The following is a 19616-nucleotide window of genomic DNA, read 5'->3' on the forward strand; positions in this document are numbered from 1 at the left end:
GCCGACGGCTCAGCGCACGAGGAAGGCGGGGGAGGCCGGGGCCGGGCCCAGCGTGGTGGTGCCGGGCGCGGCCCGATGGCCCAGTCCCGTGCGGTACACGTCGAGCGCCGCCTCGGTCCGGCCGGTACGCCGCAGCAGGTCACCCAGCAGCCGGCACAGATCGGCCACGTCGCCCGTGGCCCCGCTGCGCTCCAGCAGGGCCAGTGCCCGTACGTAGTGCTCCTCGGCGCCATCGTTCTCTCCGCGCTCTTCGGCGATGAGCCCGAGCAGCCGGTGGGCCCCCGCCGCGTGCACGGCGCCGTGGTGGTCGCCCAGCTCCAGTTCCAGCAGCGCGGAAAGGAGCTCGGCGGCCTCCTCCTGCCGGCCGAGCCGCCGCAGTACGTCGGCCAGCTCGACCTCCACCTGGGCGGTGTACAAGGCGGCGCGCCGGGCCGCCAGCATGTCCCGGGCCGTGCGCAGCTCCCGCTCCGCCGACTCCAGCCGGCCGTTCTGGGCCTGTACGTAGCCGCGCATCCAGTGGCAGTGCGCCAGGTCGGTCCGCAGCCGCAGCTGCCCGTAGATCGCCTGGGCCTTGGCGAGGGAGGCGTCCGCCTCGGCCACGCGCCCCTCGGCGAGGAACGTCCGCGCGACCTGCCGGTGCATGCCCGCGACCAGCGCCGGGTCGCTCACCTGCGGGGCGAGCGCGAGCGCGAGTTCGGCGGCGTGCGCGGCGCGGGCGTGGGCCCCCATGTCGATGTACGGGCCGATGACCGCGGCGTACAGCAGCACCAGCGCCTCCGGGTCGGCCAGCCCGCTCGTGCCCAGTTCGTCGATGGTGGATTCGAGCAGGTAGCAGGCGTACCGCAGTTCTCCGGCGAGCAGGTGCGCGACGGCCCGCCCGCGGATCGGGCGGGCACGGCGGGGGAGCGGCTCGTCGCTCAAAAGGCGTTCGGCCGCCTCGAATTGCCTTATGGCATCGCTTAGTTCGCCCGCCTCCAGGGCGCAGTCGCCGAGTCCGATCAGCGCCTCCGCCTGCTCGGGCGCGAGTCCGAGGCGCTCCGCGTCGCCGAGCAGGGACCGGTAGCGGGAGGCGGCCTCGTTCACTCCTCCGCCCTCACCGGTGGCCAGAGTCCGCTGGGCGCCGGTGAGGGCGAGTCGCAGCTCGGTGGCCAGATGGGCGGGGCGTCCGGTGGTCAGCTCCTCGTAGGACGTGCCGAGGCGCCCGGCGAGGAAGCGCAGAGCCGTCTCGGAGGGCCGTACCTTGCCCGACTCCAGGGTCGAGACGTATGCCGGCGTGTAGGCGGGCTCGGCCAACTGCCGCTGCGTCAGGCCGCGCTCCGTTCGCAAGCGCTGAACCCTGCTGCCGATCACGGCCGGTTCGTCCATGGAATCCCCCAGGTTGCTGGAACTCCCCAGTATTCAGGGGGAGCAGGCCATTGCGCACGCCTCGCGCGCCACCTAGTTTAAGCAGCCGATTCAGTGTGCTTATCAAGCCACTTAACTTCTTCCCGGGGGAGGACCTCATGGACTCAGCCCTGCGCGCGACCCTGCGCGCGGCCGTCGCGGCGGCCTGTGCGACCGCCGTGCTGCTGGCGGCCGGACCCGCCGGTGCGGCGGACACGGCCGAAAGGGCCGGCGCGCCCGCGGAATCCCGGGTGGAGGTCGAGATTCCCGGGCCGGAACACGGCGGAGACGCCGGCTCCGGCCACGTCCGCGTACCGGCCGGCGGCCGGGGCGGCGCGGCGCCCCGGCTCACCGAAGCCGAGCGGGCGGCCGACGGTGACGTGGTCAAGCTCGTCGACAACGGCTCCACGGCGGACCGCCTCGACGTCGTGGTCGTCGGCGACGGCTACACCGCCGGCGAACTGCCCCGGTTCCACGCCGACGCGCGGCAGAAGTGGGCCGAGGTGACGGCCGTCGAGCCGTACACGACCTATCAGAACCTCTTCAACGTCTGGACGGTGGACGCCGTGTCCGCCGCGTTCGGCGTCTCGGGCGACCCGGACGCCGGCACCGTACGCGACACCGCCCTCGGCTCGTACTTCTGGTGCGAGGGCATCGAGCGGCTGCTCTGCGTGGACCAGCCCAAGGTCGACGCGTACGTGGCGAAGGCGCCCGAGGCCGACCTCGTCATCGTCCTGGCCAACAGCGCGAAGTACGGCGGCGCCGGCTACAACGAGCCCAGCGCCACGCTCGGTTACGAGGGAATATCCACTGCTTCGTCCGGCCACCCGAAGTCCGGCCAGGTCGCCATCCACGAGACCGGGCACTCACTGGGCAAGCTCGCCGACGAGTACTTCTACACCGGCTCCCCGGAATACGAGAAGTACACCGGCCGCGAGCCGGCCGACTCCAACAGCTCGACGCTCACGGCCGACCGGATGGCCCGGCAGCGGGCCAAGTGGTACCGCTGGCTGGGTGAGGAGTCGCCCGACGGCGGCACGGTCGGCGCGTACGAGGGCGGCGGCTACTTCGTCACCGGGCTCTACCGGCCCACCGAGAACTCGATCATGCGGGGCCTCGGCAAGCCGTTCAACCTGCCCGGTACCGAGGCGATGATCGCCGGCTTCTACCAGCACGCGCGGATCGCCACCGCGCTCACCCCGACCGACCGCACGCTGCGGACGGGCCACACGGCGAAGGTCGCCGTGCCCCGGCTGAACGGCGGCGACGGGCGCCAGCCGGTGGTCCGGTGGTACCTGAACGGCAGGGAACTGAGGTGGCTGGAGGGCCGCACCGAGGTGCGGGTGGCCGAGCTGTGGCCGCTGGGGCCGCCGCGCACCCACAGGCTGTCGGTCACGGCCGAGGACCGGACCTCGTCGGTCCGCGACCCCCAGATCTCCCGCACCTTGCGGTCCACGGTCGGCTGGAACGTGCGCCGGTAGCCGCCGGGGGGTGTGAAAGACGGACGGGCGGCGGGCGCATCCCACCGCCCGTCCGCCCCTTCGCCTGTCCGTACGCACCCCGCGCGCCCGGCCGTCGTCGCCGGCGGGGTGGGAGAGGCCGCGGCAGCCGCCGGCGCCGCGCGCGGAGGGGGGCGGGGTTACATCGGGTCCATACCGCGGTCGTCGATGTCCTTCTCGCGATCGCTCTGCTCCTGGAGGCGGCGCGCCTTGTCGTGCAGCCGCTGGCGCTCGTTCGGGTCGGTGGACCGCTCGGCCGCCTCGTTCAGCTCTTGCGCCTTGGCACGCATCTGCTGGGACCGGCCGCGGGATTCATCGCCTGAAACACTCATGATCGCTCCTTGGATCAATGGGGAGAGCGGGCGGATCCAGACAAACAGCAGCGCCGCGCGGGCGCATCCGGAAGCCGCGTGCGGAGTGACCCGCCCCCCCAAGACACCGTTAGCCGACGCCCACGGCCACCAGGCAGGTGTCGTCCTCGTGCTCCTCGGGCGAGTAGGCCGCCATGATGCGGTCGAGGGTGTCCTGCGGGCTGAGGCCGCCGCAGCTCATCAGCACCTTGCGCAGCAGGTCGATGCCGTACGTGATGTCCTCGCCGCGCCGTTCGACCATGCCGTCCGTATAGAGCAGCAGCAGATCGCCGGGGTGCAGGTCGACGGTGGCGGTCGCGTACTCGTGCCCCGGCAGCAGCCCGAACAGCGGGCCCCGGTGTTCCGTGTCCAGCGCCCTGGCCACGCCGTCACGCATCAGCAGCGGCGCGGGATGGCCGGCGCACGACCACCGGAAGTGCCGCCCGGCGTCGATGTGCCCAATGATCCCGGTCGCCGTCTCAGCGGTCGGGTCCGCGCACAGCAGCTCGTTGAGCCAGGTGGTCAGCTGGCCCGCATGGGTTCCGGGCGAGTGCGCGAGGCCCGCGAGGGCGTGGCGCTGCTGCGCCATCCGGGCGACCGCGCTCAGGCCGTGACCGCACGCGTCGCCGATGGCGAGCAGGGCCCGCCCGTCGGGCAGCAGACGGCACTTGTACCAGTCGCCGCCCACCGCGGGCTCCGTGTCGGCGGGCAGGTACGAGGCGGCGACGGACATGCCCAGCTGCGCCAGTTCCGCCGACAGGCTCGGTACGAGTGCTTCCCGCAGGGCGGAAGCCACCCGCCGCTCGGCGGCCGCCTCCTCGCGCAGCTGCTCCCGCTGGCGCCGGGTCGCCGCCAGCCGCTGCCGGCTGCGCACCTGGGGCGTCAGATCCCGCGCGATGAGGTGCACCGACCACGGCAGCCCGTCCGTCGCGATGACCGGATGTCCCACCAGGTGAAGGGTGCGGACCTCGCCGAGCACGCTGAAGCGGATCTCGGCTCCGGGCGGCTCCTCCCCGTCGACCAGCGCCATCAGCAGTTTGCCGAAGCGCGGCACGTCCTCCAGGAGGACGGTGTCGCACAGCTCGCCGAGGGACAGGGGACGCACCGTATCCGTGCGGAAGATCGACGCCAGTCCCTCGGACCAGGTGATCTCCCCGGACAGCAGGTCCCAGGTGCCCCAGCCCATGGAGGCGATGTACTGGGCGTCGAGCGAAAGCAGTTCCATACGGTTGTGGGCGGGCCGCCACGTCGCCAGGACCTTGTCCCCGCAGGTCGCCGCGTAATAGAGCAGCTTCGTGCGGTGCAGGCCGTCACTACGCCGCTCGGTGTAGTCCAGTGCGTACCCCTTGAGGGCGCGCCCGGTCGTCAGCACCTCGTCCAGAGCACCGACCAGTCCACCGGCCGCCGCGCCCGGCTGGACCTCCAGCAGCCGGCGGCCGATCTGCAGATCCGGGGCGTCGAGCCACTCCGCCGAGCGGACGTGGTTGCCGGCCCTGACGATGAAGTCGACCGTCCGGCCGGAGTCGTCGCGTACGGGGACGAGCAGCGCAGCCGACAGGGGGATGGCGGGAAGCGCGGCGCAGACGCACGCCCACGGATCATGCCCCTCGGCGCCGCCGGTTCCCTCGGCGCAGGCGTGCCCCGCGCCCTCGCCGCCGCCGCACGCACAGCTCTCCCCGGCCCCGCCCGCCGAGGACCGCTTCACGTCCTCGTCCACCCGTATGCCCGCTTCGCGGCTCGCGGCCTCGCGCAAGGCCCTCACCTCGCGTGCCAGGAGCTTCTTGAGGGTTTCCGGGTCCTGGGGGATCAGCGGCGTCATCAGTCCTCACCCGTTCGAAAAGGCAGTACCGCCCGTGGCTACGCGGCGAGCATGCCCGTGCGCAGCCCGGTCAGGATGCGTGTCAGGATGCGCGACACCTGCATCTGACTGATACCCAGTTCACCGCCGATCTCGGACTGCGTCATCTCCTGCCCGAAGCGCAGGTACAAGATCCTCCGGTCCCGTTCGCCGAGCTCCCGCAGCAAGGGGCCGAGCGCGTGCATGTCCTCGAAGAGTTCGATGGCCCGGTCGCTCTCACCCGTGACATCGGCGAGCGCACGCGCCGTGCGCCCGGACGGGGAGTCCTCCTCACCCTGGGCGGGGGCTTCCAACGGCTCGGAGGAATAGCCGTTGGCCGCGACGAGTCCCTCGATGACCACCTCCTCGTCCAGACCCAGGTGACCCGCGATCTCCTTGACGGTGGGGGACCTGCCCAGGGTCGCGGAAAGCTCGTCGCGGCCTTTGGCCAGGTCGATGCGGAGTTCCTGCAGCCGGCGGGGGACGCGCACCGCCCAGGTGGTGTCCCGGAAGTGCCGCTTGATCTCACCCGTGATGTAGGGAAGGGCGAGGGTGGAGAATTCGACCTCGCGGTCGGGTTCGAAGCGGTCGATCGCCTTGATCAGGCCGATCGTGCCCGCCTGGATGATGTCCTCCATCTCCGCGCCCGCCCCGGCCCCGGTTCCGGTACGGCTGCGGAAGCCCCGCGCGGCGAACTGGACGAGGGCCATGTTCATCTCGATGAGCGTATTGCGCGCGTACTGGTACTCGGCCGTGCCCTCCGGCAGGCTCCGCAGACGCACGAAGAACAGCTTCGAGAGCTCCCGGGCGTCGGCCGGCGCCACCTGGTGGGCCCGGGTGATCCGGGGCAGCTCGCCACCGGTCGGCGGCGTGCCGGGCCGAGGCCCGTCCGTACCGGTGCGCGGGGGGACGTAGGGCCCGGTGGCGGGCTGTGCGGCTGCGGGGGAACTGGGCACGATGCCTTCCTTCCGTCGGCTTCAAGGCTGCCTGCACCTGCCCCGTTCGCCGCCGTCCAAGCACGCCGGAAAGCGGCGAGGACGTCCGGCCCGCACCCTGAGGACCTTCGCCCCGCCGAGGTGCGGCCCTTCGCCCCCTCCTGCTCCCGCGTCTTATGCCTCCTGTGCTTCCTGTGCCACCGTGCCCGCCGGTTCAGCCGGCCGGGTTCGCCGGGCGGATCTCGCGCAGGGCCGGCAGCAGGGTCGACGCGGCCCAGTCGAGGAACGGCCGCTGGTGGGCGCCGCCCACCTGCACGAGCGCGACTTCGGTGAAGCCCGCGTCCACATAGGGGCGTACGGCCTCGACGAAGGCCTCCACGTCGTCGCCGCACGGAATCGACTCGGCCACGTCCTCCGGGCGGACGGACCGGGTCGCCTGCTCGAAGGAGGCGGGACCGGGCAGCTCGGCATTGACCCGCCAGCCCCCCAGTGACCAGCGGAACTGCTCGTGGGCACGCTTGACGGCCGTGTCGCGGTCGGTGTCGTAGCAGACCGGCAGCTGGCCCACGCGCGGCTTTCCGCGGCCGCCCGCACGGTCGACGGCGTCCAGGAGATCCCCGTCGGGCTCGGTCGCGACGACCAGGTCCGCCAGCCGGCCGGCCAGCTCGCACGAGCGTTTCCCGGAGACGGCGATGCCGATGGGCGGCGGCTCGTCCGGAAGGTCCCAGAGCCGCGCGTTCTCGACGTCGAAGTAGGTGCCGTGACGGCTCACCGAACCGCCGTCGAAGAGCGCGCGGATGATCTCCACCGCCTCTTCGAGCATCTCCAGCCGGACGTGCGCGGACGGCCAGCCGGGACCGACGACGTGCTCGTTGAGGTTCTCGCCCGACCCCAGGCCCAGCCGGAAGCGCCCCTCGGACAGCAGCTGCATCGTCGCCGCCTTCTGCGCCACCACCACCGGGTGGTAACGCATCGTCGGGCACGTCACGTACGTCATCAGCGGAATGGTGGACGTCGCTTGCGCGGCGGCGCCCATGACGCTCCACGCGTAAGGGGAGTGCCCCTGGGACTCCAGCCAGGGAAAGTAGTGGTCGGAGGTGACGGAGAAGTCGAATCCCGCCTCTTCGGCGCCCACCACGTGCTGCACCAGCTCGCGGGGGCCTGCCTGCTCGGTCATCATCGTGTATCCGAATCGCACCATGCGCCGCGCCTTACCGGTCTTCCGCCCCCGAAACCCGAGGCGTCCGGAGGCGGCGCGGATGCCGTGGCACATGACATGGACGAGGCTGGACATGCGATGGGACATCCGAGGTCCCCAACAGCCGAGGTCCCGAGCCTCCGAGGCTTCGTCCATCCGAGGTCTCGGGGGACAGCCAGGTCCCGAACGGACATCCGAAAGGAGATCGCCGTGGTGCGTGGAACAGACCCCGTCGGCGACGCCACTCCGCCACGTGCGCGGGCCGCGGCCGCCCGCACGGCATCGCACACCGCCGCCGCTCCGGCCACCGTGGTCACCGTGTCCGAAGACACCGCCTCCCACACCTCGCGCGTCACCCTGCGCGTCAACGGGACCGACCACGTCCTCCTGCTGGATCACCGCGTCACCCTCCTCGACGCCCTGCGCGAGCACCTGGACCTGACCGGGGCGAAGAAGGGATGCGACCACGGCCAGTGCGGCGCCTGCACCGTGCTGGTCGACGGGCGGCGCGCCAACAGCTGCCTGCTCCTCGCGGTCGCCCAGGACGGCGCGGAGGTCACCACGGTGGAGGGCCTCGCCGATACGGCGGAAGGCGGCGCCCCCCACCCGCTCCAGCGGGCCTTCCACGAGCGGGACGCCTTCCAGTGCGGCTTCTGCACCCCCGGTCAGCTGTGCTCCGCCGTCGGCGCCCTCGCCGAAGCCGCCGCCGGGCACCCCTCGCACGCCACCTCCGCCGAGGACCTCGCCGAACCCGGCCCGGTGACCCTGACCCCGGCCGAGATCAGGGAGCGGCTCAGCGGCAACCTCTGCCGCTGCGGCGCCTACCCCGCCATCGTCGAGGCCGTCTCGGACGTGATCCCGTGAAGCCCTTCGCGTACGTACGCCCCACCACCCTGCGGGAAGCGGCCGAGGCCCACGCCGCGCACCCGGGCTCCCGCTACCTCGGCGGCGGCACCAACCTCGTGGACCTGATGAAGCTCGGCGTCGAGACCCCGGCGGCCCTGGTCGACATCTCCCGCCTCCCGCTCGACGGGATCGCGGAAGACCCCGGGGGCGCAATGCGCATCGGGGCCATGGCCCGGGGCAGCGACGTCGCCGCCCACCACCTCGTCCGCTCGCGGTACCCGGTCCTCGCGCAGTCGCTGCTCGCCGGCGCGTCCGGCCAACTGCGCAACACCGCCACCACCGGCGGCAACCTCCTGCAACGCACCCGGTGCACGTACTTCCAGGACGTGACCAAGCCGTGCAACAAGCGCGAGCCCGGCTCCGGCTGCGCCGCCCTCGACGGGGTCAACCGCGATCACGCCGTCCTCGGGTACTCCGCGCACTGCGTCGCCACCCACCCCTCCGACATGGCGGTGGCGCTCGCCGCCCTCGACGCGGACATCGAGCTGTACGGCGAACAGGGCACCCGTACGGTGGCGGCCACCGCCTTCCACCGGCTGCCCGGAGACCGGCCCGAGCAGGACACCGTCCTGCGCCCCGGGGAGATCATCACCGCCGTGCTGCTGCCCGCCCCGGCCGCCGGCGCGGTCTCCGGCTACCGCAAGGCCCGCGACCGCGCCTCGTACGCCTTCGCGCTGGCTTCGGTCGCCGTCGTCCTCGACCTCGACCGCGACGCCGGCCTGATCCGGCGGGTAGCCATCGCCTTCGGCGCGCTCGCCCACCGCCCCTGGCGGGCCGGCACCGCCGAACGTCTGCTCACCGGCGCGGCCCCGGCCTCCGACACGGTCCGCCGGGCCGTCGAGGAGGAACTGGCCCAGGCCCGGCCCCTGCGCGACAACGCCTTCAAGGTCGAACTCGCCCGCAATCTCGCCTGCGACACGATCGCCGGCCTCGCCCGGCGCGCGCACGGCCGCGCCCCCACCCCGTAGCACGGCCTGACCGTAGCCCGCCCGCACCCGAACCGCCCGCACCACGAAGAGGAGCAGGGAATGCGCCCCCACACCGCACTGGGTTCCCCCGCCGTCCGGGCGGAGGGCCTGGAGAAGGTCACGGGATCCGCGCGATACGCCGCCGACCACACCCCACCGGGCTGCGCCCACGCCTGGCCCGTACCCGCCGCCGTCCCCCGCGGCCGCGTCACGGCCGTCGACACCGGCGCCGCCCTGGCCCTCCCCGGCGTACTGGCCGTCCTCACCCCGGACAACGCCCCCCGCCTGGGTCCGGCCGACGACCCCGCCCTCCGGATCCTCCAGGACACGGCCGTCCCGCACCGCGGCTGGTACGTGGCGCTCGCCGTCGCCGACACCCCCGAGCGCGCACGGGCCGCCGCCGAAGCGGTACGCGTCACCTACGCCGCCGAGGACCACGACGTACGGCTGAGCGGCGACCACCCCGGCGCCTACACGCCCGAAGAGGTCAACGGCGGCGAACCCGCCCACCGCGAACACGGCGACCCCGACACGGCGCTGGCCGCCGCACCCGTACGGGTCGACTGCGCCTACACGGTGCCGCCGCTGCACAACCACCCCATGGAGCCGCACGCCGCCACCGCCGCCTGGGACGCCGCCGGCGGACACCTGACCGTGTACGACTCCAGCCAGGGCGCCGGGCCGGTCCGGGCGGCCCTGGCCTCGCTGTTCGATCTCCCGGAGGACCGCATCACCGTCGTCTCCGAACACGTCGGCGGCGGCTTCGGCAGCAAGGGCACCCCGCGGCCGCACGTGGTCCTGGCCGCCATGGCCGCCCGGCACACCGGCCGCCCCGTCAAGCTCGCGCTGCCGCGGCAGCACCTGCCCGCCGTAGTCGGACACCGGGCGCCCACCCTGCACCGGATCGCGCTGGGCGCCCGGCCCGACGGCACCCTCACCGCGCTCACGCACGAGGTCACCACCCACACCTCCCGCATCCGGGAGTTCGTCGAGCAGGCCGCCGTACCCGCCCGCGTCATGTACGCCGTCCCCGACAGCCGCACCACCCACCGCGTCGTCGCCCTGGACGTGCCCACCCCCTCGTGGATGCGCGCCCCGGGCGAGGCACCCGGCATGTACGCGCTCGAATCGGCCATGGACGAACTGGCCGACGCCCTCGGCATCGACCCCGTCGAGCTGCGCGTCCGCAACGAGCCCGCCACCGAACCCGACAGCGGCCGGCCCTTCAGCAGCCGCCACCTCGTGGAATGCCTGCGCGAGGGCGCGACCCGCTTCGGCTGGGACCGCGCGCGCACGCCCCGCCGGGCCGGGCCGCTCCTGGTCGGCAGCGGGGTCGCCGCCGCCACCTACCCGGTCTACGTCGTCCCCTCCACCGCCCGGGCCCACGCCCGCCCCGACGGCAGCTACCTCGTGGAGCTCAACGCCACCGACATCGGGACCGGCGCCCGGACCGTCCTCGCCCAGGTGGCCGCCGACACCCTCGGCGTGCCGCTCGACTCCGTCACAGCCTCCATCGGCCACACCGGCCTGCCCCATGCGCCCCTCGCCGGCGGCTCCTCCGGCACCGCCTCCTGGGGCTGGGCGGTCCACAGCGCCTGCACCGCCCTGGCCGCCCGCCTGGCCCGCCACCACGGGCCGCTGCCGGCCGAAGGCCTGTCCGCCTCCGCCGACACCACCCAGTCGGCCAAGCAGAAGTCCCCGTACGCCCGCCACGCCTTCGGCGCGCACTTCGCCGAGGTGGCGGTCGACACGGTCACCGGCGAGGTACGGGTCCGGCGCCTGCTCGGGGTCTTCGCAGCCGGCCGCATCCTCAACCCGGTGACGGCGCGCTCCCAGCTCGCCGGCGGCATGATCATGGGCCTGGGCATGGCCCTCACCGAGCACAGCACCGTCGACCCGGCCTACGGTGACTTTCCCCAGAGCGATCTGGCCGCCTACCACGTGCCCGTCAACGCCGATGTCCCCGCCGTCGAGGTCCACTGGATCGACGAGCACGACAAACACCTCAACCCGACCGGCGGCAAAGGCATCGGCGAGCTCGGCATCGTCGGCGCGGCGGCCGCCATCGGCAACGCCGTCGCCCACGCCACCGGGCACCGCCTGCGCGAGCTCCCCCTCACGCCGGACCGGGTCCTGGCGGCGCTCGGCCGGCCCCGGTGAGCGCGCCCCCGGTGACCGCCGCCCCGGCGACCGCGGCTCCGGCGGTGACGGGCCGCCACGCGGGCCCGCCCGCCCCGCATGGCGGCCGGTGCGGAAGGGCAGTCAAGCAGCAGTGGTACGACGTCGGACCCGAACCTGGAGGGTGGGGCGTGCGAAGCGTAGGCGTGGAGGAGGAACTGCTCCTCGTGGAAGCCGGGAGCGGGCAGCCGCTGTCGGTTTCGGCCGCCGTCCTGGCCGCGGCCGCGCGCGACACCGCCTGCGGTACGGACCACATCTTCGAGAAGGAGCTCAAGCGCGAACAGGTCGAATTCGCCACCCGTCCGGTGATCACCATGGAAGCGCTGGCCGACGAGATCAGAAGATGGCGCGCGGTGGCCGCCCGCCATGCCGAACCGGCCGGCGCGAAGGTGGCCGCGCTGGCCACCTCACCGCTGCGGGTGGTCCCCTCCACGACCCCGGGGGAGCGCTACCAGTGGATGGCCGAGCGGTACGGTCTGACGGCGCAGGAGCAGCTGACCTGCGGCTGCCACGTCCACGTGTCCGTCGGATCGGACGAGGAGGGCGTGGCGGTCCTGGACCGGATCCGGCCCTGGCTGCCCGTCCTGAACGCGATCAGCAGCAATTCGCCCTTCTGGCAGGGCCAGGACAGCGGCTACGACAGCTATCGCAGCTGCGTGTGGAACCGCTGGCCCTCGGCCGGTCCCACGGAGATCTTCGGCTCCGCCACCCGCTACCACGAGCAGGTGGCCGCCATGGTGGAGACCGGCGTGCTGCGCGACAAGGGCATGATCTACTTCGACGCCCGGCTGTCGGCGCACTATCCGACCGTGGAGATCCGCGTCGCGGACGTGTGCCTGCACCCCTCCACGACCGTCCTGGTGGCCACCCTCGTACGCGGCCTCGTGGAAACGGCCGCGCGCGCGTGGCGGGCGGGCAGACCCCCGGCGCGGACCAGCGTGAGCCTGCTGCGCCTGGCGGCGTGGCGGGCGGCCCGCTCCGGCCTGGACGGACCGCTCATCCACCCGGCGACCATGCGTGAGGTGCCCGCCCGGGTCGCCGTGGACACGCTGTACGAGCACGTCCGCGAAGCGCTGGAGGACCACCGGGACGCGGCGGCCGCCCGGCAGGGCATCGCCGAGCTCTTCGAGCACGGCAACGGGGCACGCGTACAGCGGGCACTGCACCGCACCACAGGAGACCTCGGGGCCGTCGTGCGGGAGTGCGCGCGCCTCACCACCACCGCCGCGTAGAGCGCGGCGCCACGTCAGCCGACCGGCCCGCCGACAGGGCTTCGGGTGCCTGCTGGGCTTAGGCTCGGACCAGGCTGAGAAGGGATGATCCGTCATGTGCCGCTGGCTCGCCTATTCGGGTTCGCCGATGCTGCTCGACTCAGTGCTCTACCGCCCGGAGCACTCGCTCATCGACCAGAGCCTCCACGCGCGGATGGGTGTGGAATCGACGAACGGCGACGGCTTCGGCATCGGCTGGTACAGCGCCGACGGCACCGGCGACGGCACCCCGGCCATCTTCCGCGACATCGCACCGGCCTGGAGCAACCGCAACCTGCGCGAGCTGGCCGGGCACGTCCGCTCGCCGCTGTTCTTCGCGCACGTCCGCGCCTCCACCGGTTCGGCGATCCAGCAGACCAACTGCCATCCCTTCCGGCACGGGCGCTGGATGTGGATGCACAACGGGGTCATCACGGACTTCCACCGGCTGCGGCGCGACCTGTGCATGGCCGTCGACCCGGCCCTGTTCTCCTGCATCGAAGGGTCCACGGACTCCGAGGTCATGTTCTACCTGGCCGTCACCTTCGGCCTCGACCAGGACCCGCCGCGTGCGGTGGCCCGGATGGCGGGTCTGGTGGAGCGCCTCGGCAAGGAACACGGCGTGGCGGAGCCCCTGCAGATGACGGTCGCGGTGAGCAACGGCGAGCGGCTGTGGGCCTTCCGCTATTCCAGCCAGGGCAGGTCCCGGTCCCTGTACTACAGCAGCAAGGCGAAGACCGTCCGCCACCTCTACCCCGAGCTGGAATTCCTCCGGGAGGTCTCCGACGCGACGCGGCTCGTGGTCTCCGAACCGCTGGGGAACTTCCCCGACGTGTGGAACGAGATCCCCGAGGCCAGCTACACGGTGATCCCCGGCGACCCCGGGGAAGAGGACCACCTCCCCTTCATTCCGGAACCCCCGTGGTGACGGACGTCGTCAGCGCGAACAGCGCCCCGTCCGGATCACGCAGCGTCACCCATCGCTCGGTGGCGTTCGACGTGACCTCCGTTACGGTGCTCCCGCCGAGCGCCACCGCCGCCTCGACCGCGGGCTCAAGCCGCGGCACGCGGAAGTGGACGTGCCAGCGGGGCCTGATGTGCGAGGAGTACGCGGCGATCTCGACGGGACCGCTGTTGAGACGGGCGACCGGTTCACCGGCCTGCCGCAGGACGACCTGGTCCTCTTCGTAGGAGACCTCGCAGCAGCCGGCCCGGCCGGTGGCCCACTCCAGCACGCCGCCGTAGAAGATCGCCGCGTCGAAGGCGTTCCTGGTCCGCAGCTCCAGCCAGGCCGGCGCCGGCCCCCTGCCGACACGCCAGTCGGCCGACACCGCGCCCTGCCAGACCCCGAAGACGGCGCCGTCCGGATCGGCCGCGAGAGCCCCGCGGCCGCCCGAGGCGAAGGAGACCGGCCCGACCGCGAGCGTGCCGCTGCGCTCCCGGATGCGGGCCGCCGCCACATCGGCGTCGTCGACGGCGAAGTACGGGGTCCACGCCACGGGCATCGCCAGGTCCCCGGCCAGCGCGCCGATGCCCGCCACCGGCACCCCGTCCAGCTCCGCCACCGAGAAGCCCTCGCCCAACCGGGCCGGGCGGAAGGTCCAGCCCGCGACCGCCCCGTAGAAGCGCTGCGTCATCTCCAGGTCACGGGCCATCAGGCTCACCCAGCACGGAGCCCCGAAGACCTCCCCGGTCGAAATCTCCACGCCCGATCGCTCCGTCCGTCGTGCGCCGCGGTCGGCGGCCCGTCCGAGTACAAGAAGTAGCGCCCCGCCCCCACGGGGGTACGCGCGACGCGCGGGGGACGCCGCGCGTACCCGCGCCGGTCCGCTGACCGCTCGCCCCCATGCGTCCGCCCTGCTCACGGGGAACGGCACCCCGATTACCGCTGGGCACCGGTGTTCGGCAGGATGGCCGTATGACCGAGATCCTGACCCCCCGCCTCATCCTCCGCCGCTGGCACGACGACGACCTCATCCCCCTGTCCGAGATCAACGGGGACCCGGAGGTGATGCGGTGGATCGGCGACGGCTCGGTCCGCGACCTGGAGGAGACCGCCGAGGACATCGAGCGCTGGGAAGAGGAGTGGGACGAGGAGGGCTTCGGGATCTTCGCCGTCGAACTCCTGGCCTCGGGCGAACTGATCGGCTGCACCGGCCTTTCCCTGCCCGAGTACCTGCCCGAGGTGCTCCCGGCGGTGGAGATCACCTGGCGGCTGGGCCGCTCGTACTGGGGCCAGGGCTACGCCTCCGAGGCCGCCCACGCCACCCTGGAGTTCGCGCTCCAGGACCGCGGCCTCGACCGGGTCGTGGCGATCAACCGGGCGGGCAACGACGAGTCCGAGAACGTCATCCGCAAGCTCGGCATGGTGCACGAGCGTGACGCCACGCACCCCGAGTACGGCCACCTCCTGAACATCCACAGCATCGACCTCACCGAGTACGAGGCCTGAGCGGCGGGGCGGCTCCGGACCCGGGCGCTGGGCGGCCGCCGCTCAGGCGGGGCCGGTGCCGGGGGCGCGGGCTTCGCCCCCGGCGCGGATCGCCGCGAGGGCGGCGCCGTGCAGGGCCGCCGGGTCGCCGCCGTCGGGGAGGGGACTGCCGGTGAGGGTGTACCACTCGTCGGCGTCGGTGTACTGCACGTCGAACCGGACCCGCCCTCCGGGCAGCGCGGTGGTGCGCAGGGTGAGCGGGCCGGTGATGACGCCGACCTCGTCGGTCATCGCGCCCCCCGGCCCGGCGAGCACCTGGTCCTGCCACTGCTGTGGTGAGTCGTTCCGGGAGGTCATGACGCGCAGCTGTCCAGCATGGTGGTGAGCATCTTCTTCTCCGGCTCCGTGACGGTCAGTTCGTAGGTCGACTTGACGGTGGTCCAGGCCCGGCCGTACAGGCACCAGCCGGACCGCTGCGGCGGCTGCCACAGGTCGGGGCTCTGGTCGCCCTTCGAGCGGTTCGAGGAGGCGGTGACCGCCAGCAGCTGAGGTCGGGTCAGGTCATTGGCGAAGGCCTTGCGTTTGGCGGCGTCCCAGCCGGCCGCGCCGGAGCGCCAGCCCTCGGCGAGGGGAACCATGTGGTCGATGTCCACCTTCCCCGCGTCGGTGACGACCTCGCCGTCGTACAGGCTCTTCCAGCTGCCGGAGACGGCCCGGCATTCGGAGTCCCGCGTGACGTCGGCGCCGTCGCGCTTCAGTACCGTCTCGCGCGTATCGCACTTCTCGCCCTGCTCCGCCCAGTGCGCGAACTTGGCGCGGCTGTACCCCGACATCGTGCCCACCGGCGCCACCTTCAGCGCGGCCAGCTGCGTGCGGGCCACGGCGGCGGACACCATGCCGGGCAGCGCGTCGCCGGCGGGCTTGCCCTCACCGGCCGGGGCGGGGGCGGCCGAGGAAGCCCGGCGCGAGGCGGAAGGCGGCTTCGGGTCCCCGCCGGAACCGCCCGCGTCCCCCGGACCGGAGCAACCGGCCGCGCTCAGCAGCAGCGACACCGCCAGAGCCGCACCGGACACCCGTATCTGACGCTCCATGACCCCACCCCGAACCGACTGCGCACGCTGTTCCGGGAAGACTACCCAGAACCGGATGCGATCACCGGAAGGCCAAGGAGCCGACACGTAGCGCACGTAGCATGGGGTGATGCGACCTACCGTGCACGAGCGGGACTCCGCGGGCGGGTGGGAGGTCGCGCGACCGTCGCGGCCCAGTCGGCTCGCGGGGGTGGGCATGGCCGGGTTCCGCGATCACGGGACCGGACCGGTCGCCCTGCGGGCGGTTCCGCACCCGGCCGTCACGCTGGTGCTGCAATTCGGCGACGGCTGGCTCGTGGTGGACGACACGAGCGGCTGCCGGCAGCGGGGAAGCCTCGTCGCCGGGCTCCCGGCCGGCGGGATCCGTACGCGGGGCGAGGGCATCGAGTGCGTGGAGGTGCGCCTGTCCCCGGTGGCCGCGCGGGCGGTGCTCGGCGTCTGCCCGGCGGAGCCGGACCGCACCGTGGTGGCCCTCGACGACCTGTGGGGCCGGGACGCGGCACGGATCCGAGAGCGACTGGGCGCTGCCTCGTCGTGGGAGGAGCGGTTCGCCCTGACGGACGCGTTGCTCACCCGGATCGGGCAGGCCCTGGCGGCCCGCCTGGCCGCCCGTGGCGGTGAGATGGTGCTCACCGGGCGCCGCGGCGACCTGCTGGAGGCGATGGCCGGGAAACTGGGCGGGCGGGCCGTCCCCGCGGACCTGGCCGACCGTGACGCGATCGAGGAACCTGCTGGCCGCGGCGGGCCAGATCGACGTGCTCGTGGCCAACGCGGCGCTGCGCCACAAGCGCTGAGCCCGGGCCTCTGCCACCGACGACAGGCCCGCATCGGACCGTGCGCCGCAGTGGGAGACCCCCCCCGTTTGCCCGCCCCGAATGGCGCAGTGGGAAGAAGTGGCACTAGATGTAACAAAGCGTGCGCTTCCCGTGATGCACGATGACCGGCGCGCGATGGTGCACACCCGTGCGGCGGCGAACGGAGCCTTCGATGAACGACCCCACCACGCTCGCGGCGATGGATGACGCAGACGGCCACGAGCCCCCCGATGACACCGCTCCGGGCGAAACGGGCGCGGAGCCCATACACACCCTGCTGGAAACGGTGGCCACCTGCCGTCCGCTGGAGGAGGTCACCGCGCTGGTCGCCCTCCTGAAGGAGACCGGCCAGCACCCCAACCCCGTACACGAGGCGCTGCGCACGGCCGCCGTCACCCGGCCCGTGCAGGAGGTGCGGCGGCTGGTCGCCCTGCTGGGGGAGTCCCCGCAGGAGGTGGTCGAAGCCGACATCACCCTGCGCGCGGCCGCCGTCGGACGGTCCATCGAGGACGTCGCCCTGCTGGTGAGCATCCTCGCCAAGGAGGAGCCCGAAGAGGCAGGGGCCGAGGACCAGGACTCCGCCGAGGCGGCCGGGTCCTCCCAGGAGCCGCGCGAGCAGCAGGACCAGGACCCGGACGGCGCAGCCGACGGCGCGCAGACCCCGGCGGCGGACGCCCGCACCGCGCGCCGCCGCCGCACGCCCCGCGCGCCCCGGCCCCCGCGCACCCTGCGGCAGGCCCTGCGCTGGCCCGTGGCGCTCACCCTGCTGGCCGGCGGCGCCCTCCACCTTCCCCAGGACCTGACGAGCCTGCCGCCCGCCACACCCGGCCACCTGCTCCCGCTCCTCGTCACCCTGCTGTGCCTGGGATTCGGCCTGCTGCTGGCCGTGCGGGACATCACGGCGGTGTGGCGGGCGGGCGCCCTCACCGCGATCGGCGTCGTCGCCCTGCACCTGCTCGGGGGCGCGGTGCACCGCAACCCCCTGGCCCACGCGCTGGGCTCCTCGCTGCCCTGGGCGAGCGTCGTCGCGGTGGTGTGCGCCGCGATCGGCGCCCTCCTCGCCGGTGTGGCCCTGCGCCCGGAGCCGGACCGGCAGACCGTGCCCGAGCGCACGTGAGGACCGGCTCAGGCGGCGCCCCGGGCACCGCGCGGGCCGCCGCCGCACGCCCCGGCGCCCGGACGGGGCCTACGCGAGCAGGTTCACCGCCCCGGTGAACACGCGGGGGAGGCGGGCGGCCAGCGGGACGATCCTCGGTGCGAGCCGGGGCCGGGCCCGCGCCCACAGCAACGACGCGGTGAGGGTGCGGTAGCTGCGCGACAGCTCGCGCCAGGCCCGCTCGTACGCCTGCGGCCGCCCGGCCCGCACACAGCGGACGAGTTCGCCGGCCGCCGTCACGGCCAGGGTGAGCCCCTCACCGGTGAGGGCGTCGATGTACCCGGCGGCGTCACCCACGAAGAGCACCCGGCCCGCCACCCGTACGCGGGCCTCCTGCCGCAGCGGCCCCGCGCCGCGCACCGGGGAACCGGCAGCCGGCGGCAGCCGCGCCGAGAGCAGCGGGAAGCGGGCGAGCTGTACGTCGAAGGGCGCGTGCTCCGTGGTCAGGACGGCCACGCCGATCAGGTCGGGCGCCAGCGGGGTGACGTAGGCCTCGCAGCGGTCCGACCAGTGCACCTCGATCAGATCGGTCCAGGGCGCCACCGCGTAGTGGCGGCGCAGGCCGTAGCGCGCGGGCCGGCCGGGCGCGGCCGGAGCCGACAGGCCCAGGCCCCGCCGGACGGGGGAGTGCAGGCCGTCCGCCGCCACCAGGTACCGGGCGGTGAGCCCGGCCGCGGTGACGCGGTCCTCGTCCTGCCGGACCTCGCCGACGCGCCGGGGGACGACCCGTACGCCCAGCTCGGCCGCGCGCCGCGCCAGCGCGCCCTGCAGGACGGTACGGCGGGTGCCGAGGCCGGGGCCGGAGCGGAACAGCCCCTGCGCGTGCCGGCCGCTGACGGCGTCCAGATACCGGATGCCGTCGAACGGCTGTCCGGCCACCGGAACGCCCAGCTCCAGGAGGCGGCGTACGGCCCCGGGCATCAGGCCTTCGCCGCAGGCCTTGTCGATGGGGGTGGGCCTCGGTTCCGCGACCACCACCTCCAGCCCGGCGAGGGCGCCGTGGATGGCGGTGGCCAGCCCGGCCGGTCCGCCCCCGGCGACCAGCAGGTCGATCACGGCGCGCCGCCCGATGCCGCTACGGCGGCGGGCGGGGAGGCGGCGGGCCGGCCCGCCTGCGCCAGGGCGGAGTCCTCGCAGCGGATCCGCACGCGCAGCAGCCCGAGGTTGAGCACGGTGAAGCCGAGCGCGGTCCACCAGGCGCTGTGCACCAGCGGCAGCGCGGCGCCTTCCGCCACGACCGCCACGTAGTTGGGGTGGCGCAGCAGGCGGTAGGGTCCCGCCGCCACGAGCGGCAGAGCGGGGACGACGAACACCCGCGTGTTCCAGCGCGGTCCGAGGGTGGTGACGCACCACCAGCGGAGCCCCTGGGCCGCCACGGCCACGCCGAGAGCCGGCCAGCCCAGCACGGCGACGAACGGGCGGTCAGCGGCCCACGGTTCCACCAGGCAGCCCACCAGCAGCGCGGTGTGCAGGGCCACCATGGCCGGATAGTGGCCGCGGCCGTACTCGCGGCCACCGCGCGCCAGACTCCACGCGGTATGGCGGCGAGCCATGACCAGTTCGGCGAGACGCTCGGCCACGACGAGGACGATGAGCACCAGGTACCAGGTCATCGACGT

At 73.6% G+C, this 19616-nt stretch carries 19 protein-coding genes; 9 read left to right on the top strand and 10 right to left on the bottom strand.

Going from position 1 to position 19616, the window contains the following annotated elements; all coding sequences use genetic code 11:
- Positions 1 to 9: 9 nt before the first annotated feature.
- A complete protein-coding gene (locus ACWDX7_RS09820; protein WP_451490791.1) occupies positions 10 to 1365 on the bottom strand; it encodes a tetratricopeptide repeat protein in 1356 nt (451 codons plus the stop codon).
- A gap of 137 nt (positions 1366 to 1502) precedes the next feature.
- Between ACWDX7_RS09820 and ACWDX7_RS09825 the strand changes: the two genes are divergently transcribed.
- Positions 1503 to 2864: a M64 family metallopeptidase gene (locus ACWDX7_RS09825; protein ID WP_451490790.1), complete on the top strand. Its 1362-nt coding sequence runs from the start codon at positions 1503 to 1505 to the stop codon at positions 2862 to 2864.
- 158 nt (positions 2865 to 3022) lie between these two features.
- Here the strand turns inward: ACWDX7_RS09825 and ACWDX7_RS09830 are convergent, their stop codons facing one another.
- The 4 genes from ACWDX7_RS09830 to ACWDX7_RS09845 form a co-directional block, all read right to left on the bottom strand.
- Complete coding sequence (locus ACWDX7_RS09830) at positions 3023 to 3214, bottom strand: DUF6381 family protein (RefSeq protein ID WP_451490789.1); 192 nt, start codon at positions 3212 to 3214, stop codon at positions 3023 to 3025.
- A 109-nt stretch (positions 3215 to 3323) separates the two neighbouring features.
- Positions 3324 to 5051, bottom strand: a complete 1728-nt coding sequence (locus ACWDX7_RS09835; protein WP_451490788.1) for a PP2C family protein-serine/threonine phosphatase — start codon at positions 5049 to 5051, stop codon at positions 3324 to 3326.
- Between the two features lie 38 nt (positions 5052 to 5089).
- A complete protein-coding gene (locus tag ACWDX7_RS09840) occupies positions 5090 to 6025 on the bottom strand; it encodes a SigB/SigF/SigG family RNA polymerase sigma factor (RefSeq protein ID WP_451490787.1) in 936 nt (311 codons plus the stop codon).
- Between the two features lie 193 nt (positions 6026 to 6218).
- Positions 6219 to 7205: an LLM class F420-dependent oxidoreductase gene (locus ACWDX7_RS09845; protein ID WP_451490786.1), complete on the bottom strand. Its 987-nt coding sequence runs from the start codon at positions 7203 to 7205 to the stop codon at positions 6219 to 6221.
- A 306-nt stretch (positions 7206 to 7511) separates the two neighbouring features.
- Here ACWDX7_RS09845 and ACWDX7_RS09850 point away from each other — a divergent pair, with 306 nt between their 5' ends.
- The 5 genes from ACWDX7_RS09850 to ACWDX7_RS09870 all read left to right on the top strand — a co-directional run bounded on the left by ACWDX7_RS09850 (position 7512) and on the right by ACWDX7_RS09870 (position 13432).
- A complete protein-coding gene (locus ACWDX7_RS09850) occupies positions 7512 to 8066 on the top strand; it encodes a 2Fe-2S iron-sulfur cluster-binding protein (RefSeq protein WP_451490909.1) in 555 nt (184 codons plus the stop codon).
- Complete coding sequence (locus ACWDX7_RS09855; RefSeq protein WP_451490785.1) at positions 8063 to 9076, top strand: FAD binding domain-containing protein; 1014 nt, start codon at positions 8063 to 8065, stop codon at positions 9074 to 9076. Before ACWDX7_RS09850 ends, ACWDX7_RS09855 begins: the two co-directional genes overlap by 4 nt.
- A 60-nt stretch (positions 9077 to 9136) precedes the next feature.
- A complete protein-coding gene (locus ACWDX7_RS09860) occupies positions 9137 to 11236 on the top strand; it encodes a xanthine dehydrogenase family protein molybdopterin-binding subunit (RefSeq protein ID WP_451490784.1) in 2100 nt (699 codons plus the stop codon).
- 149 nt (positions 11237 to 11385) lie between these two features.
- Positions 11386 to 12486: a glutamate--cysteine ligase 2 gene (locus ACWDX7_RS09865; protein WP_451490783.1), complete on the top strand. Its 1101-nt coding sequence runs from the start codon at positions 11386 to 11388 to the stop codon at positions 12484 to 12486.
- Positions 12487 to 12580: 94 nt separating this feature from the next.
- On the top strand, positions 12581 to 13432 hold the full coding sequence (locus ACWDX7_RS09870) for a class II glutamine amidotransferase (RefSeq protein WP_451490782.1): 852 nt from the start codon (positions 12581 to 12583) through the stop codon (positions 13430 to 13432).
- On the opposite strand, the gene ACWDX7_RS09875 is transcribed toward ACWDX7_RS09870, so the two are convergent.
- The gene (locus ACWDX7_RS09875) at positions 13410 to 14159 is read right to left on the bottom strand and encodes a VOC family protein (protein WP_451490908.1); all 750 of its coding nucleotides are present in this window, start codon (positions 14157 to 14159) and stop codon (positions 13410 to 13412) included. The two genes, ACWDX7_RS09870 and ACWDX7_RS09875, sit on opposite strands and share 23 nt — an antisense overlap.
- 263 nt (positions 14160 to 14422) lie before the next feature.
- Here ACWDX7_RS09875 and ACWDX7_RS09880 point away from each other — a divergent pair, with 263 nt between their 5' ends.
- A complete protein-coding gene (locus ACWDX7_RS09880) occupies positions 14423 to 14956 on the top strand; it encodes a GNAT family N-acetyltransferase (RefSeq protein WP_451490781.1) in 534 nt (177 codons plus the stop codon).
- Between the two features lie 42 nt (positions 14957 to 14998).
- Here ACWDX7_RS09880 and ACWDX7_RS09885 read toward each other — a convergent pair whose 3' ends face one another.
- Together ACWDX7_RS09885 and ACWDX7_RS09890 are read right to left on the bottom strand one after the other, a co-directional pair.
- Complete coding sequence (locus ACWDX7_RS09885) at positions 14999 to 15292, bottom strand: hypothetical protein (RefSeq protein ID WP_451490780.1); 294 nt, start codon at positions 15290 to 15292, stop codon at positions 14999 to 15001.
- Complete coding sequence (locus tag ACWDX7_RS09890; protein ID WP_451490779.1) at positions 15289 to 16026, bottom strand: HNH endonuclease family protein; 738 nt, start codon at positions 16024 to 16026, stop codon at positions 15289 to 15291. The genes ACWDX7_RS09885 and ACWDX7_RS09890 overlap by 4 nt, the downstream gene beginning before the upstream one ends.
- A gap of 109 nt (positions 16027 to 16135) precedes the next feature.
- Between ACWDX7_RS09890 and ACWDX7_RS09895 the strand changes: the two genes are divergently transcribed.
- The gene (locus ACWDX7_RS09895) at positions 16136 to 16966 is read left to right on the top strand and encodes a hypothetical protein (RefSeq protein WP_451490778.1); all 831 of its coding nucleotides are present in this window, start codon (positions 16136 to 16138) and stop codon (positions 16964 to 16966) included.
- A gap of 47 nt (positions 16967 to 17013) precedes the next feature.
- Positions 17014 to 17958, top strand: coding sequence for a hypothetical protein (locus ACWDX7_RS09900; RefSeq protein ID WP_451490777.1), 945 nt, complete (start codon positions 17014 to 17016; stop codon positions 17956 to 17958).
- 69 nt (positions 17959 to 18027) lie between these two features.
- Here ACWDX7_RS09900 and ACWDX7_RS09905 read toward each other — a convergent pair whose 3' ends face one another.
- Positions 18028 to 19053: an NAD(P)/FAD-dependent oxidoreductase gene (locus tag ACWDX7_RS09905; RefSeq protein ID WP_451490776.1), complete on the bottom strand. Its 1026-nt coding sequence runs from the start codon at positions 19051 to 19053 to the stop codon at positions 18028 to 18030.
- Positions 19050 to 19610, bottom strand: coding sequence for an isoprenylcysteine carboxyl methyltransferase family protein (locus tag ACWDX7_RS09910; RefSeq protein WP_451490907.1), 561 nt, complete (start codon positions 19608 to 19610; stop codon positions 19050 to 19052). The genes ACWDX7_RS09905 and ACWDX7_RS09910 overlap by 4 nt, the downstream gene beginning before the upstream one ends.
- Positions 19611 to 19616 lie beyond the last annotated feature (6 nt).

It is taken from the genome of Streptomyces sp. NPDC003034 (assembly GCF_053591375.1).